Annotated in this window: 12 protein-coding genes; 3 read left to right on the top strand and 9 right to left on the bottom strand. The window is 66.3% G+C overall.

Annotated features, from left to right (window positions below; genetic code table 11):
* Window positions 1-148 precede the first annotated feature (148 nt).
* Window positions 149-4,174: a phosphoribosylformylglycinamidine synthase gene (gene purL / locus ACWCIA_RS15635; RefSeq protein WP_454164753.1), complete on the top strand. Its 4,026-nt coding sequence runs from the start codon at window positions 149-151 to the stop codon at window positions 4,172-4,174.
* 184 nt (window positions 4,175-4,358) lie between these two features.
* On the top strand, window positions 4,359-5,219 hold the full coding sequence (locus tag ACWCIA_RS15630) for a hypothetical protein (protein WP_454164752.1): 861 nt from the start codon (window positions 4,359-4,361) through the stop codon (window positions 5,217-5,219).
* Window positions 5,220-5,725: 506 nt separating this feature from the next.
* On the opposite strand, the gene ACWCIA_RS15625 is transcribed toward ACWCIA_RS15630, so the two are convergent.
* The 6 genes from ACWCIA_RS15625 to ACWCIA_RS15600 form a co-directional block, all read right to left on the bottom strand.
* Window positions 5,726-6,505, bottom strand: a complete 780-nt coding sequence (locus tag ACWCIA_RS15625; RefSeq protein WP_454164751.1) for a peptidylprolyl isomerase — start codon at window positions 6,503-6,505, stop codon at window positions 5,726-5,728.
* A gap of 81 nt (window positions 6,506-6,586) precedes the next feature.
* Window positions 6,587-7,369: a peptidylprolyl isomerase gene (locus ACWCIA_RS15620; protein ID WP_454164750.1), complete on the bottom strand. Its 783-nt coding sequence runs from the start codon at window positions 7,367-7,369 to the stop codon at window positions 6,587-6,589.
* Between the two features lie 151 nt (window positions 7,370-7,520).
* Window positions 7,521-7,823, bottom strand: a complete 303-nt coding sequence (locus ACWCIA_RS15615; protein WP_454164749.1) for a BolA family protein — start codon at window positions 7,821-7,823, stop codon at window positions 7,521-7,523.
* A complete protein-coding gene (locus ACWCIA_RS15610) occupies window positions 7,820-8,452 on the bottom strand; it encodes a septation protein A (RefSeq protein WP_454164748.1) in 633 nt (210 codons plus the stop codon). The genes ACWCIA_RS15615 and ACWCIA_RS15610 overlap by 4 nt, the downstream gene beginning before the upstream one ends.
* Before the next feature lie 21 nt (window positions 8,453-8,473).
* The gene (gene msrB / locus ACWCIA_RS15605) at window positions 8,474-8,869 is read right to left on the bottom strand and encodes a peptide-methionine (R)-S-oxide reductase MsrB (RefSeq protein WP_454164747.1); all 396 of its coding nucleotides are present in this window, start codon (window positions 8,867-8,869) and stop codon (window positions 8,474-8,476) included.
* A gap of 22 nt (window positions 8,870-8,891) precedes the next feature.
* Entirely contained in the window at window positions 8,892-10,382 is a 1,491-nt protein-coding gene (locus ACWCIA_RS15600) for a protein adenylyltransferase SelO (RefSeq protein ID WP_454164870.1), read from the bottom strand.
* 223 nt (window positions 10,383-10,605) lie between these two features.
* Between ACWCIA_RS15600 and ACWCIA_RS15595 the strand changes: the two genes are divergently transcribed.
* Window positions 10,606-12,258: a 3-(methylthio)propionyl-CoA ligase gene (locus ACWCIA_RS15595; protein WP_454164746.1), complete on the top strand. Its 1,653-nt coding sequence runs from the start codon at window positions 10,606-10,608 to the stop codon at window positions 12,256-12,258.
* Window positions 12,259-12,288: 30 nt separating this feature from the next.
* On the opposite strand, the gene ACWCIA_RS15590 is transcribed toward ACWCIA_RS15595, so the two are convergent.
* From ACWCIA_RS15590 to ACWCIA_RS15580, 3 genes are all read right to left on the bottom strand, one after another.
* Window positions 12,289-14,124 (bottom strand): putative bifunctional diguanylate cyclase/phosphodiesterase, encoded by a 1,836-nt coding sequence (locus tag ACWCIA_RS15590; RefSeq protein WP_454164745.1) that lies wholly within the window; start codon window positions 14,122-14,124, stop codon window positions 12,289-12,291.
* Between the two features lie 5 nt (window positions 14,125-14,129).
* Window positions 14,130-14,729 (bottom strand): MEDS domain-containing protein, encoded by a 600-nt coding sequence (locus tag ACWCIA_RS15585; RefSeq protein WP_454164744.1) that lies wholly within the window; start codon window positions 14,727-14,729, stop codon window positions 14,130-14,132.
* Window positions 14,730-14,958: 229 nt separating this feature from the next.
* Window positions 14,959-15,699, bottom strand: coding sequence for a hypothetical protein (locus tag ACWCIA_RS15580; protein WP_454164743.1), 741 nt, complete (start codon window positions 15,697-15,699; stop codon window positions 14,959-14,961).
* Window positions 15,700-15,801 lie beyond the last annotated feature (102 nt).

Raw genomic sequence — 15,801 nt, 5'->3', positions numbered from 1 at the left:
CCATGCGCAACAATACCGACAAGCGGAGCGCCGGGCAACTGCCCCGTGGCGGGTGCGTCAGTCCCCTGTGTGGGGCAATGTTGTCAACCCTGTATAATAGCGGGCTATCTTCCACCCGCAGCCACGCTGCATCAACCGACTTTCAGCCATGTTGATTCTGCCGGGTTCCAACGCCCTCTCCGTATTTCGTAGCCAACGCCTCCTGAGCCAACTGCAAGCCGTCGCCCCCGCGATCGCCCAGGTCCAGGCACGCTTCTACCATTTCATCGACGCCAGCGCGCCGCTGACCACCAGCGACACCGAGCGCCTGACGGCGATGCTGACCTACGGCGAGCCGGTCCCGGAAACGCTGTACGAGGGCGTCACCGAAGCCTTCTTCGTGATCCCGCGCCTGGGCACCATCTCGCCCTGGGCCTCGAAGGCGACCGACATCGCCCACAACTGCGGCATGGCGCACGTGCACCGGATCGAGCGCGGCGTGGCCTATACCGTCGTGCTGAAAAGCGGCATCCTCGGCAGCAGCTTCGGCGCGCCGAAGAAGCTGAACGAAGAGGAAATCGCGGCGGTCTCGAACCTGCTGCACGACCGCATGACGGAAACCGTGCTGCGCAGCGCCGACGACGCCTCCCAGCTGTTCCGCGAACTCGAAGGCAAGCCGCTCGAAGCCATCGATGTCATGGGCGAGGGACGCGAGGCCCTGGTGCGCGCCAACACCGAGCTCGGCCTGGCGATGTCGATCGACGAGATCGATTACCTGTTCGACGCCTTCACCAAGGCCAAGCGCAACCCGACCGACGTCGAGCTGATGATGTTCGCCCAGGCCAACAGCGAACACTGCCGCCACAAGATCTTCAACGCCGACTGGATCATCGACGGCGTGAAACAGGACCGGTCCCTGTTCCAGATGATCAAGAACACGCACCAGCTGCAGCCGAAGGGCACGATCGTCGCCTACAGCGACAACTCCTCGATCATGGCCGGCACGACCGTGACGCGCTTCTTCCCGCGCGGGGCAGGGCAGGAGTATGCGCCGGCCAGCGAGCTGACCCACACCCTGATGAAGGTGGAAACCCACAACCACCCGACCGCGATCTCGCCTTTCCCGGGCGCCTCGACCGGCGCCGGCGGCGAAATCCGCGACGAAGGCGCAACCGGCCGCGGCGCCAAGCCGAAGGCGGGCCTGACCGGATTCACGGTGTCGAACCTGCTGCTGCCGGACGCCCAGCGTCCTTGGGAAAACGCCGCCGATGTGACCGGCGCCGAGCGCGGTGAAGCGCCAATCTACGGCAAGCCGGAGCGTATCGCTTCCCCGCTGCAGATCATGATCGACGGCCCGCTGGGCGGCGCCGCGTTCAGCAACGAATTCGGCCGTCCTGTGCTGGGCGGCTATTTCCGCACCTATGAGCAGAACGCCCAGGCCGCGGGCGGCGTCTACGGTTACCACAAGCCGATCATGATCGCGGGCGGCATCGGCAACATCGCCGACCAGCACACCCACAAGAACGATATCCCGGTCGGCAGCCTGCTGATCCAGCTGGGCGGCCCGGGCATGCGCATCGGCATGGGCGGCTCGGCCGCATCCTCGATGGCGACCGGCACCAATACCGCCGACTTGGACTTCGATTCCGTCCAGCGCGGCAATCCGGAAATGGAACGCCGAGCCCAGGAAGTCATCAACGGCTGCTGGCAGATGGGCGCGGATAACCCGATCATCTCGATCCACGACGTCGGCGCCGGCGGCCTGTCGAACGCCTTCCCGGAAATCGTGAACGACGCCAAGCGCGGCGCGACCTTCGACCTGCGCAAGATCCAGCTGGAAGAGTCGGGCATGGCGCCGAAGGAAATTTGGTCGAACGAGTCGCAAGAGCGCTATGTGCTGGCGATTGCGCCCGAAAGCCTCCCAACGTTTGCAGCGCTGTGCGAGCGCGAGCGGTCGCCCTTCGCCGTCGTCGGCGTCGCCACCGAAGAGCGCCAGCTGCGCGTCATCGATCCGCTGGCGGACAATTCGCCCGTCGACATGCCGATGGACGTCCTGCTCGGCAAGCCGCCGAAGATGCTGCGCGACGTCGAGCACGTCGCCCGCACGCTGCCGCCGGTCGACCTGACCGGCATCGAACTCGAAGAAGCCGCGCGCCGCGTGCTGCTGCTGCCGACCGTGGCCGACAAGTCCTTCCTGATCACCATCGGCGACCGTTCGGTCGGCGCCATGACCGTGCGCGACCAGATGGTCGGCCCGTGGCAGGTGCCGGTGGCCGACTGCGCCGTCACCGCCATGAGCTACGAAGGCCATGCCGGCGAAGCGATGGCGATGGGCGAGCGCACCCCGCTGGCCGTGATCGACGCCGCTGCCTCGGGCCGCATGGCCGTCGGCGAGGCGATCACCAACATCGCCGCCGCGCCGATCGCGTCGATCGAAGACATCAAGCTGTCGGCCAACTGGATGGCCGCCTGCGGCCAGCCGGGCCAGGACGCAGCCCTGTTCGACACCGTACGCGCCGTCGGCATGGAGCTGTGCCCGGCCCTGGGCATCAGCATCCCGGTCGGCAAGGATTCGCTGTCGATGCGCACGACGTGGAGCGACGACGGCGAGAACAAGTCGGTCATTTCGCCGGTGTCGCTGATCGTCTCCAGCTTCGCGCCGGTGCCGGACGTGCGCCGCTCGCTCACCCCGCAACTGCGCACGGACCTGGGCGAGACCGCCCTCGTGCTGATCGACCTCGGCCGCGGCAAGAACCGCCTCGGTGCCTCGGCGCTGGCGCAGGTGACCCAGCAGCTGGGCGACTCGGTCCCGGACGTCGACTCCGCCGACGACCTGAAGGCCTTCTTCGCCGCCATCCAGCGCCTCAACAACGAGGGCAAGCTGCTGGCCTACCACGACCGTTCCGACGGCGGCCTGTTCGCCACCCTGTGCGAGATGGCCTTCGCCGGCCGCGCCGGCGTCTCGGTCAACCTCGACATCCTGGCGATGGAAGGCGAGCACTCCTCGGACTGGGGCGACGCCAAGAACTGGGCCAGCCAGGTCGGCGAGCGCCGCAACGAGATGACGCTGCGCGCGCTGTTCTCGGAAGAACTGGGCGCCGTGGTGCAGGTGCGCGCCGAAGACAAATCCCTGGTGATGAACGTGCTGCGCGAGCTCGGCCTGGGCGCCTGCAGCCACATCATCGGCAAGGTGAACGACCGCGGCGCGATCGAATTCACGCGCGACGCAAAAGTCATCTACAACCAGCGCCGCAGCGATCTGCACCGCCTGTGGTCGGAAACGAGCTGGCGCATCGCGCGCCTGCGCGACAACCCGGACTGCGCGGACCAGGAATACGACCGTCTCCTCGACGAGCAGGATCCGGGCATGAGCCCGAAGCTTACCTTCGACCCGAGCCTGGACGTGGCGGCGCCCTTCATCGCCAGCGGCGTGCGTCCGCGCGTGGCCATCCTGCGCGAGCAGGGCGTCAACTCGCACATCGAAACCGCCTGGGCGATGCACCAGGCCGGCTTCGCGGCGGTCGACGTCCACATGAGCGACCTGATCGCGGGCCGCGCCAAACTGGCGGACTTCCACGGCGTGATCGCGGTGGGCGGCTTCTCCTACGGCGACGTGCTGGGGGCGGGCGAAGGCTGGGCCAAGACCATCCTCTTCAACAATGCGCTGTCCGACCAGTTCGCCGCCTTCTTCGCGCGCCAGGATACCTTCGGCCTGGGCGTGTGCAACGGCTGCCAGATGCTGTCGAACCTGAAGTCGATCATCCCGGGCGCGCATGCCTGGCCGAAGTTCACCCGCAACAAATCGGAACAGTTCGAGGCGCGTTTCGGCATGGTCGAGGTGCTCGACTCGCCGTCGATCTTCTTCGAAGGCATGGCCGGTACTCACGCGCCGCTGGCGATTGCCCACGGCGAAGGCTTTGCCGACTTCTCGCTGACCGGCAAGCTCGATGAAGTCGTGCAGTCGCTGCGCTACGTCGACAACCGTGGACAGGCAACCGAGCAGTATCCGTTCAACCCGAACGGCTCGCCGGGCGGCCTGACCGCCGTGACGACGCCGGACGGCCGCTTCACCGCGATGATGCCGCACGCCGAGCGCGTGTTCCGCACCGTGGTCCACTCGTGGGCGCCGGAGTCCTGGGGCGAGGACGCGCCGTGGATGCGCATGTTCCGCAACGCGCGCAAGTGGGTCGGTTGATGGTTTGAGAGCCGCGGAAACACCGTTCGAAAAAAGCGCCTCTTCGGGGGCGCTTTTTTATTTTCAACATTTCCTCCTTTAAATTCAAAGGCTTGCGTTGCTGAGGCCGCTCAAGCCGGTATGCATGGCGGGCGACATGATGGAGCTGGACGACTGTCGCGTCCGCCAACCAAAGGAGATGTCCATGAAGCCCAGCACCTTGCTCACCCGTGCCCTTGCCCATGCACCGGCCCGGGCCACACTCGCCCTCGGCCTCGCACTCGGCTTGTTCGCTACGGCGGCGCCGGCCCAGGAGGCCCGCACCGCGGCGCCGGCCGCCACCTCCACGCTCGACGTCTGCATCAACGAAGCCAACGGCAAGTGGCGCTACTCGGGCGTGGTGACGGTGCACGGGGCAGGCGAGGGCAAGGCGGCAGCCAGCAACCAGGTCCAGAACCAGACCTCGCTCGCGGGCTTCCGCAACGCCTTGCCGGCGCAAGCGGCGACCATCGCCACCCGCGCCGGGGAAACGCTGGTGCTGCCCTACATGCTCGAGGCGACGCCGCTCTCGCTGGGCGTCCTGCGCAGCGTGTCCAGCGTGCAGCTCTACGGGCAGACCGGCAGCCCGATCGGCGGCCTGCTGGCCGTGCAGAGTGCGACGGTCGCGCCCGACACCGTCTGCGGCTGCGCCCCGAAGGGTTGCGTACGCACCCAGGGCTACTGGGGCAACAAGCCGAACGTGGTCTGGCCGGCGCCCTACAACCGCAAGGCGTTGTTCTTTTCCTCAAGCCTGACCTGGCAGCAGGTGCTCGACACGCCGCCGCGCGGCAGCGCCTACGTGATCCTCGCGCACCAGTACATTGCCGCCGTCCTGAACCGCGCCGCCGGCGCCTCGGCGCCGTCCGGCGTCCAGTCGACCATCGACGCCGCCACCGCCTGGTTCCGCAGCGGCACCACGCCTGCCACCTGCGGGCAGGGGCAGTGCGCCTTGCAGAAGACCTGGGCGGGGACGCTGGACGTGTACAACAACGGCTTGTATCCCGGGGCGCCGAAGCATTGCCAGTAAGGGCGATGCGGCGAAGTCTTGCGTAGGGGTGGGCGTGGCCAATGGCCACGCCCACGGATGCACCGGGCGCTCTGTGACCACGCGGTGCGCAGATCGGCCGCCGGCCGCGTGCGTGGAGGTGTCGCTCGCAACACGATTGCGTCCGGTGGCGTGACGCATGCATCCGCGTGGGCACGGGGCGCCCACCCTACGGGACTCGGCAGGCCAAGCGGAGGGACGTAGGGGTGGGCGTGGCCAATGGCCACGCCCACGGATTCACCGAGCGGCTCTACCCTACAGTTTGATCGTCACGAGGCATATGGGACGCCCACGCGTTCAACCAGCGTAAGAACCGTCGCGAGGTTTCATGGGCCGCTTGAACGCGTGGGCGGCGCCACGGTCGCGTGACTTCATGCACCCGGGTGTAGCCGCACACCCTACGGGTACGCCAGAGACGTTCCAGGCAGTACAGGCGTAAAAAAAGCGCTTCCGGGGAAGCGCTTTCTTGGAACCGAACCGGCCAGGAATTACTGAACCTTGGCCTTCTTCATCAGCGAGTCGCGGTATTCCGCGAGCTTGCGCTGCTGGATCTGTTCCGACACCTGCTGCTTGACCTGGTCCAGCGCCGGGATCTGGACTGGGCGGACGTCTTCCAGCTTGATCACGTGGAAGCCGAACTGGGTCTTCACCGGCGTATCGGTGATGCCGCCTTTTTGCAGGGCGACCATGGCCTTCGAGAACTCAGGCACGAAACGGGTCGGGTCGGTCCAGCCGAGGTCGCCGCCGTTGGCTGCCGAACCCGGGTCCTTGCTCTGCTTGGCCAGTTCGTCGAACTTGGCGCCGCCCTTGAGCTTGGTGATGATCGCCTTCGCGTCTTCCTCTTTCTCGACGAGGATGTGGCGTGCGTGGTATTCCTTGTCCGGTGCACCGGCCTTGGCCTTGTCGTACTCGGCCTTGATCTCGGCGTCCTTGACCGGGTTCTTCTTGACGTAATCGGCCAGCATCGCGTTGATGATGATGCTCTGGCGGGCGTTGTCGATCGCGGCCTTGACGTCGGCGCGATTGCCCAGGCCTTGCTTGTCGGCTTCCTGGATCAGGACTTCACGGCCGACGAGTTCCTTCTTGATCATTTCACGCAGCTGCGGCGTGTCGGTCGCACGGCCCTGGGCCACGACTTGCTTGACCATCTGGTCGACGCGCGACGCCGGGATTGCCTTACCGTTCACGGTCGCGACATTCTGGGCGAGAGCCGGCAGGGCGACCATCGCGGCCATGGCGAGCAACAGGCGGGTTGGCTTCAAAATCATTGTTCAGATCCTATAAAAACGCGAAATATCGCCCGCTGGCGACGGAAGCCGGTGCCGTTGCCGGCACCGGAGCACAACATCTTACTGCACCTTTGCCTTTTTGACCATTTCGGCCTGGAAGGCGGCAAGCTTGCTCTGGGTCAGGCTCTCGGCGATCTGGCTCTTGATCTCGTCCATGGCCGGTACCTTGACGGCGCGGACGTCGTCGACCTTGATCACGTGGAAGCCGGCCTGGGTCTTGACCGGGGTGTCGGTCACGCCGCCTTTTTGCAGCTTGGTGAAGCCGGCTGCGAACTCGGGAGGGAAGGCCGACGGGCTGGCCCAGTCGAGGTCGCCGCCGGTGTTGGCGGTGCCGGTGTCCTTGCTCTGCTTGGCCAGTTCTTCGAACTTGGCGCCGCCCTTGATCTTGGCGATCACGGCCTTCGCGTCGGCTTCGTTTTCCAGCAGGATGTGACGCAGGTGGTATTCCTTCTCGCCGGACTGGGTCTTGGCGAAACGGTCGTACTCGGCCTTGATCTCAGCGTCGGTCACCGGGTTCTTCTGGATGTAGTCGCGGGCCAGCTGGTTGACGACGATGGCCTGGCGGGCGCTGTCGAGCGCCTGGCGCACTTCCGGCTTCTTGTCGTAGCCCTGGCGGATCGCTTCCTGCATCAGCACTTCGCGCTCGATCAGGCTCTGCTTGATCTGCATGCGCAGTTGCGGGGAGTCCTTGCCTTGACCGGCGGCTTCGACCTGCTTCACGACCGCGTCGAGGCGCGAGGTCGGGATGGCCTTGCCGTTGACGACGGCGAGGTTCTGGGCGAATGCGGGCGCCGAAATAACGGCGATCAGGGCTAACAGCAGCCGTGCTGGCTTAAAAGTCATTATTGGATTTCCTGTGGAGGGAGTTGCTTGGACGTGATTAGCTATTTTATTTTGCAGAGCAGTTCAACACATTGTGCGACAGATTTGCAGCCGGGTGCTTAAGCGAACCTGAACCGGCCTCAGTCCGGTGTCGGCCCGCCGCCCCCGGCCTTCAGTTCAGTTCCGAGGGAGCCAGCGCCGTGATTGCAAGGGCATGGATCTCGGCCCGCATCATATCGTGCACGGCATCATACACCAGTCGATGTCGCATGACGAGTCTTAGCCCCTCGAAGCGCCGGGAGACGATTTTCACGCTGTAATGGCCCCCGCCGGAGGCCGCGCCGGCGTGTCCGGCGTGCAGCGCGGAGTCGTCGCCGACCTCGAGTTGCAGGGGTTCCAGCGCCGCCTCCAGCGCCGCGCGGATGCGCTCGACGCGGGTGTCGGCGGGCTTGTCGATTCCGATGCCGCCGCTCATGCTTCCTCCTGCGGAACATGCTTCACCAGCATCAGGGCCTGGCCCATGCTGAAGACGAAGAAGATGGCGGTCATGCCGAACACCTTGAAGTTGACCCAGGCGCCCGTGTTGTCGCGGAAGACGACGAAGGCCATCAGGAGGTTCAGGGCGCCCAGCAGGAACAGGAAGATCATCCAGCTGTAGCCGACCTTCGGCCAGACGGCGTCCGGCAGCGGCAGCGCTTCCTTCATGACGCTGCGCATCAGGTTCTTGCCGAAGAAGACCTGGCTGACGAAGAGCGCGGCGGCGAAGATCCAGTAGAGCATGGTCGGCTTCCACTTGATGAAGGTCTCGTCGTGGAAATAGATGGTGGCGCCGCCGAAGATGACGATGACGAAGAAGGACACCCACAGCATCGTGTCGACCTTGCGCCGGCGGACCATCAGGTAGCCGACCTGAAGCACCGTCGCCAGGATCGCGACCACGGTGGCCAGCATGATCGGCGCCTGCTCGGCGATGATCTTGCCGCCCGAGACCATGCCGCCGAGGTACTGGTCGGCCAGGGCGCTTGCCGCCGCCGGATCGTTGTTTCCGAGCTTATAGACCGCGAAGAACAGGATCAGCGGGAAGAAGTCGAACAGGAATTTCATGGTGCTCCACAAATGGTTTGCTTAAATGTCTTCGAAACGCAGGGCGGCCGAGTTGATGCAGTAACGCAGGCCGGTCGGCGGCGGGCCGTCCGGGAACACGTGGCCGAGGTGGGCGTCACACACGGCGCAAATGATTTCGGTGCGCACCATACCATGAGTGCGGTCGACTTTCTCGATGACGTTCTCGGGATCGAGGGCCTTGAAATAGCTGGGCCAGCCGCAGCCGCTCTCGAACTTGGCGTCGGACTCGAACAGCGGGGTGTCGCAGCAGACGCAATGGTAGATGCCGTGCTCGTGGTGGTCCCAGAACTTGCCGGTGAAGGCGCGTTCGGTGGCGGCGTGGCGCGTGACCTGGTATTCCATCGGGTCGAGCTGGGCACGCCATTCGGCGTCGGTCTTGGTGACTTTATCGGTCATGGTGGTCTCTCTCAACAATATCTTATGAAGAACAGCTGACTTCGAGGTGGGCGGCCCAGTCCGGCGGCAGCGCGGCGTAGGCTTCGCGCCCGGGCTGCTCGTCGAAAGGCTGCTCGAGCACCGCCAGCAGCTCGCGCACGCCGGCATAATCGCCGTTCTGCGCCTGTTCGATCGCCTGCTGGGCCAGATAGTTTCGCAGGACGTACTTGGGATTGACGCCGTTCATGGCGCTGCGGCGGGCCTCGTCGCCGCGCTCTTCCTGCTGCAGGCGCGCGCGGTAGCGCACGGCCCAGTCGTCGAAGGCGGCGCGGTCGATGAAGAGGTCGCGCAGCGGAGCATCGGCGGCCGCGGCATCAAGGCCGGAGACATCGCGTTTCAGGTCGCCCAGGCGGCGGAACAGCAGCGTGAAGTCGACGTGGCTGGCCTGCATGATGGAGAACAGGCTGTCGAAGAGGGCGCGGTCGCCCTCCTGGCTGGTCGCCAGGCCGAGCTTGGCGTGCAGCAGCTCGTCGAGCTTGCGCTCGAATTCGGGCATGTAGACGTCGAGCGCTTCCTGGGCCGCTTCCACCGAGCCGATCAGGTCCAGCAGGGCGTTGCCGAGCGCATAGCAGTTCCAGTGGCCGACGGCGACCTGGTTCGCGTACGAATAGCGGCCGCCCTGGTCGGTGTGGTTGCAGATGTGGTTGACGTCGAAGGCTTCCATGAAGCCGAAGGGGCCGTAGTCGAGCGTCAGGCCGAGGATCGACATGTTGTCGGTGTTCATGACGCCATGCATGAAGCCGACCGACTGCCAACCCGCGATCATGCGCGCAGTGCGGCGCGTGACTTCCGCCAGCAGTTCCTTGTAGAGGTTCTCGGCCGAACGCAGTTCAGGATAGAAGCCGTCGATGACATAGTCGGCCAGCTGGCGCAGTTCTTCCTGGCGGTCGCGGTAGTGCCAGTGCTCGAAGGAGCCGAAGCGCACGAAGGAGGGCGCCATGCGGGTGACGACCGACGCCGTCTCGATGCTCTCGCGCATGACGCGCTGGTTGGAGCCGGTGATGACGAGGGCGCGCGTGGTCGGGATGCCGAGCGCGGCCATGGCTTCCGAGCACAGGAATTCGCGGATCGAGGAGCGCAGCACGGCGCGGCCGTCGCCCATGCGCGAATACGGGGTCTTGCCGGCGCCTTTCAACTGCAGTTCCATGCGGCCTTCGGGGCCGTCCAGGTCGCCGAGCAGGATGGCGCGGCCGTCGCCGAGCTGGCCGGCCCAGACGCCGAACTGGTGCCCGGAGTAGACGGCCGACAGCGGCTGGGCGCCATCCGGCACGCGGTTGCCGGTGAAGGTGGCCACGAAATTGTCCTGGGCCAGCGATTCCGGGGCGATGCCGACCAGTGCCGCGGCGCGGCTGCTGGCGGCCACGAAATAGGGCGCGGGCAGGGGCGTCGGCATCAGCCGCGTGTAGAACACGGGCGGCAGCCCGGCAAAGCCGTTACCGAAGGTGAGTTCGTCGGGTGTAATGGCAGCTCCAATGTAAAAGGTCCTGGGGACCGAATCAGGTTGACAGCGGGATTCTACCGTACGGGGCTGATTCTATTCGCGCACGCCTCGTTGGCAACGCCCGTTACAACCGGTAACCAGCCTGCATGGATGGGCGAGGCCGGCTGCTGCGTCGCAGCATCGAAACCTGTTGACGGGCTCCGCCGCGCCGAATCACACTCGACTGGAGTTGACAAACCTGCCACAGGAGACCCCGATGACGCCGTATCCGAAGAGCCCGGTCATGGGCCAGATGATGGACCAGCCCCTGCTCATCTCGAGCATTATCGAATTCGCCGCCCGCCACTACGGCAACAACGAGATCGTCTCGCGCCGGGTAGAAGGCGACATGCACCGCACCACCTACCGGGAACTGGAACAGCGCGCCCGCCGCATGGCGCGTGCGCTCACCGGCCTCGGCGTGCAAATGGGCGAGCGGGTCGCCACCCTGGCCTGGAACGGCTACCGCCACATGGAGCTGTACTACGCGGTCTCGGGTTCGGGTGCCGTGCTGCACACGATCAACCCGCGCCTGCACCCCGAGCAGATCGCCTACATCGTCAACCACGCCGAAGACCAGTACCTGTTCTTCGACCTGACTTTCCTGCCGCTGATCGAGGCGGTCGCGCCGCACTGCAAGACGGTGAAGTCCTTCGTCCTGATGAGCGACCGCGCCCACATGCCCCAGGAAACGAAGATCGCCAGCCTGCTGTGCTACGAAGACCTGATCGCCTCCAGCAGCGACGAGTACGCCTGGCCGCAGTTCGACGAGAATTCGGCCGCCTCGCTCTGCTATACCTCGGGCACGACCGGCAATCCGAAAGGCGCGCTGTATTCGCACCGCTCGACGCTGCTGCATGCCTACGCCTCGGCGATGCCGGGCGCGCTCAACGTGTCCTCGATGGATTCGGTGGTGCCGGTCGTGCCGATGTTCCATGTGAACGCCTGGGGCCTGCCGTATTCGGTACCGCTGTCGGGCGCGAAGATGGTGTTCCCGGGCGCGGCGCTCGACGGCAAGTCGCTCTACGAATTGTTCGAGGCCGAAAAGGTCACGTTCTCGGCCGGGGTGCCGACGGTCTGGCTGGGCCTGATCAACCACGCGCTGCAGAACGACCTGAAGTTCTCGACCTTCCGCCGTACCGTGATCGGCGGCTCGGCTTGTCCGCCGGCCATGATGGACACCCTGATCGACAAGCTCGACGTGCACGTAATCCACGGCTGGGGCATGACGGAAATGTCGCCGCTCGGCACCACGGGCGGGCTGCAGGCGAAGCACATGGCGCTTCCGAAAGAAGAGCAGCGCAAAATTTTGCAGAAGCAGGGCCACGCCATCTTCGGCGTCGACATGAAGATCGTGAACGACGAGGGCGAGGAGCTGCCCTGGGACGGCCAGACCTACGGCCACCTGTACGTGAAAGGGCCGTGGATCGTCTCCGGCTACTTCCGCAGCGAGGGCGGCGACGTGCTCAAGGACGGCTGGTTCCCGACCGGCGACGTGGCCACCATCGACCCGGACGGCTACATGCAGATCACCGACCGCAGCAAGGACGTGATCAAGTCGGGCGGCGAGTGGATCGGCAGCATCGACATCGAAAACATCGCGATGGCCCACCCGGCGGTGCTGCAGGCGGCCTGCATCGGCGTGTCTCATCCGAAATGGGATGAGCGGCCGATGCTGGTGGTGGTCAAGCGGCCGGGCCAGGAAGTGTCGCGCGAGGAACTGCTGGGCTTCTTCGAGGGCAAGATCGCGAAATGGTGGTTGCCGGACGACGTGGTGTTTGCCGACGCGCTGCCGATGGGGGCGACCGGCAAGGTCCAGAAGAACCGGCTGCGCGAGCAATACCGCGAGCACCGGCTGCCGACGGCCTGAGTGTCGAAGCCGCCCCGAACCTGCGTCGGCTCAGCCCGGCGGGTGGCATAGCGGGCAGGGACAGGGGTTCCTGAGCAGGGCCTGGATCGCGTCCGCCGGCACCGGGCGCGAGATCATGTAGCCCTGCAGCTCGTCGCAGCCGTGTTCGATCAGGAAGCGGCCCTGGCCCATCGTTTCCACGCCCTCCGCGTTGACGCGCATGCCCAGCGTCTTGCCGAAGGAGATCACGGCCAGCGCGACGGCCGCCGCGCTGGGCACGGTCTCGATTTCGTGCACGAAGCTGCGGTCGATCTTCAGTTTGTCTGCCGGGAAGTTGCGCAGCGCGCTGAGGCTGGAGTAGCCGGTGCCGAAGTCGTCGATCGAGATCGTCACGCCCAGGTCCTTGAGTTCGTGCAGCAGGCCGGCCGCGTGGTCGATGTCGTGCATGATCGAGCTCTCCGTGATTTCCAGCTCGAGGCAGCCCGGGGGCAGCCCGGTGTCGCGCAGCACTTGTTTCACGGTATCGACGATGCGGCGGTCGCGCAGCTGGCGCGCGGCCAGGTTGACGGCCACCGTCTTGCCGCCCAGTCCCGCGTCCTGCCAGATGCGTGCCTGCAGGCAGGCTTCGAGCAGCACGCGCTCGCCGAGGGCGACGATCAGGGCCGAATCTTCCGCCAGCGGCACGAACTGGGCGGGCGGCAGCAGGCCCCGTTTCGGGTGGGCCCAGCGCACCAGCGCTTCCGCGCCGCCGTAGTGGTGCGACACCACGTCGAGCTTGGGCTGGTAGTGCAGGACCAGCTGCCCGGCCGGGATGGCTTGCCGCAGCTCCGTCTCCAGCTCCATTCGCTCGCCCACGGCGGCGTCGCGGGTGCTGGCATAGAGCTGGATATTGTCCTTGCCGGTGGCCTTGGCGCGGTGCATGGCCGAGTTCGCACGGCGCAGCAGCAGTTCGGCCTGTTCGCCGTCGAGTGGATAGACGCAGGCGCCGATGCTGCAGGTAACGACCACGTCCTTGCCGGCCAGGCGCACCGGCTCGCGCACCGCGGCCAGCATGGCCGACAGGCGCGCACTGCTGCGCTCCACGTGCTCCAGGCCGCCCAGCAGGATCACGAATTCGTCGGAGCCGATGCGCGCCACGGTATCGCTGTCGCGCACCAGGCGCGAGAGGCGGCGTGCGGTTTCGCACAGGAACTCGTCGCCGCAGGCATTGCCCAGCCCGGTGTTCATGAAGGTGAAGCTGTCGAGGTCGAGGTAGACCACGGCCACCATGCGCTCGTCGCGCTGGGCGGCGCAGATCGCGCCGTGCAGGCGGTCGATCAGCAGTGCCCGGTTCGCCAGCCCGGTCAGGGGGTCGTGGGTGGCGCGGTATTCGAGCTCGCGGGTGCGTTCGGCAACCCGCATTTCCAGGTTGTCGCGCGCCTGGCGCAATTCCTCGTTGAGCTGGGCCAGCCGCGCTTGGTAGCTGCGGGTGGCGACGATGCGGCTGATGGAGCTGGAGATGTTGCTCAGGAATGCGAGGTAGGGCCGCAGGGCCTGCTCGTCCGAGACGTCGATCACCAGGCGGCCGAAGCGCTGGTCGGGCGTTTCGATCAGGAAGCACTGGGCGCCGGTGGCCGAGCTGCCCATGTAATTCTGCGCCGGGGCGTCCGGCAGTTCGCGGTCGCAACTGGCCAGCAGCTGGGCCATGCGCGGGTTCGGCGCCATGGTGTGGCCCTCGAGGTGGACGTAGACGTCGGCGATGCCGGGCACGGCCGCCAGGGCGCGGCGCACGAAATCGGCGATGCGCGCTTCGTCCGGCAGGGCGTCGATGGCCTGCTGGATCACCAGCAGCCGCCCGAGCACGGCCGGGTCGAGTTCGCTTGGGTCGCCGCTAAAGGCCAGCGTCATGGTCGTCAGCCGAACTGCTGGTAGAAGGGATTGCGCAGCACATGTCCGCCGACGATCATGACCGGATGCACGTTCATGACGTCGAACATCATGGCGCCGTCGAATTTGCGGAGGTCGTACTGGCACATGATCGTGACCGGCGCTTCCTTGACCAGCTCGTTGATGCGCGATTCGCACTCGATGATCCGGTCGGTGCCCGGGACGCCGCGCAGGGCCCAGTCCATTTCCCCGGCGAAGCGGGCGCCGGCCAGGCCCTGGGCGAGGCACTGCTCGTATTTGGCGCGCAGGCGGGCCAGCATCGCGTCCGGATCGAAGCAGCCGTCTGGGTAATACCCCTGCTCGGTCGTACACATGTGTACGTGGCCGTCCAGGCCCTTGGTGGCGCGCACCAGGTCGAGTTCGAACATGGCGCGCGGCAAGTCTTCCTTACTAGACACGTCGGCGACGTAGTCGAAGGATTCGTGCTCGAGCAGGGCCTGGCGCGCGAACAGGGGCAGGATGCGGCGCCGCTCTTCCTCGCTGTTGTACAGGTAGCAGATATGGGTTCCCTCCGGATACAGTTCATCCGTGAACCCGAGGCAGATGTGGCGTCGTTCGTCCGTCATGCAGCGCTCCTTGTCCTGTTGTCGGAGGACATGCGGGAACCTGTGCTTGTCGCCCTTGGGGCTAGGATACACCCGGATGGGGCGGTATGCCAGCAGGGTAGGCGGCCGCGTTGCGCCCTATGCGCAAACGAGGCGCATTCGCCAGGCGCTGTCGATTGATCAGCCGCCGTACCGCGTGGACTCGGGACTCCGGTGAAGCCGTGGAGGAGGCCACTGGCCTCCTCCACCCCTACGATCGCGAAGGGAGCAGGTGGCGGAAGGTGGGTTCGATGCCCCTGGCGTGCAGGTGGCGCACGATGTCTTCGAGGGTGGCGTCGCGCAGCAGCAGGCCGTCAGCCGCGGGCAGGGCCGTCGGACGGACGGGCTCGGCCAGGGACGGCGCCGGCTCGGCAGGCGTCGAGAGATCCTGCAGGGCCTGGCGGAACTGCGCCAGGCCGACGCTCTCCAGGTCTTCCAGGAAGGCGGCCTGGGCGGCCAGGGGCGGGGGCAGCTCGAGGCCCGGTTCCTCGGCGAAGGAGGCGCCCATGCCCGGATTGATGAACGCCGCCCACTTGCCGCCGGCGGCGTGCAGGCAGGGCGGCAGGGGAACCGGGGCGGCCGCGTTCGCCCTGCAAGCGGGCGCGTGGACGCGCACCAGTGCCTCGATGAAGCGCTGGGCTTCGGCGACCGGCACCGGCTCCGCGAGCGACAGCCAGAGGCGATAGCCCTCGGCGCCCGAAATGCTCACGGCCGGGGCCGGAAAGCCGTATTCCACCTGCAGCACGCTGGCCAGGCGGCACAGGGCGGTCCAGTGCGCATCGTCCTCGCCGTGGCTCATCCTGTCGAAGGGCAGCACGATGGCCCGGGTCGTGCCCCCGGCCGGTTCGACGGCGAGCGTTTCCTGCCCGAGCAGGTGGCGCGCCAGGCGTTCGGGCGAGGCCAGGCCGGGCGCCAGGTAAAGGCGCAGCAGTTGCGCAATCAGTTTTTCCATTTCCAGGTCTCCAAGCCCGGGCGCGGCAGCCCGGGCAAGCCGGCATTCTGACACAGCCGGGCGGGAGAGAGGAAAGCGCCGCCGCCTCGTCCCGCAGGCGGC

The sequence above is a fragment of the Massilia sp. SYSU DXS3249 genome (genome assembly GCF_053668055.1).
This window is presented reverse-complemented; position numbering and strand designations above follow the sequence as displayed.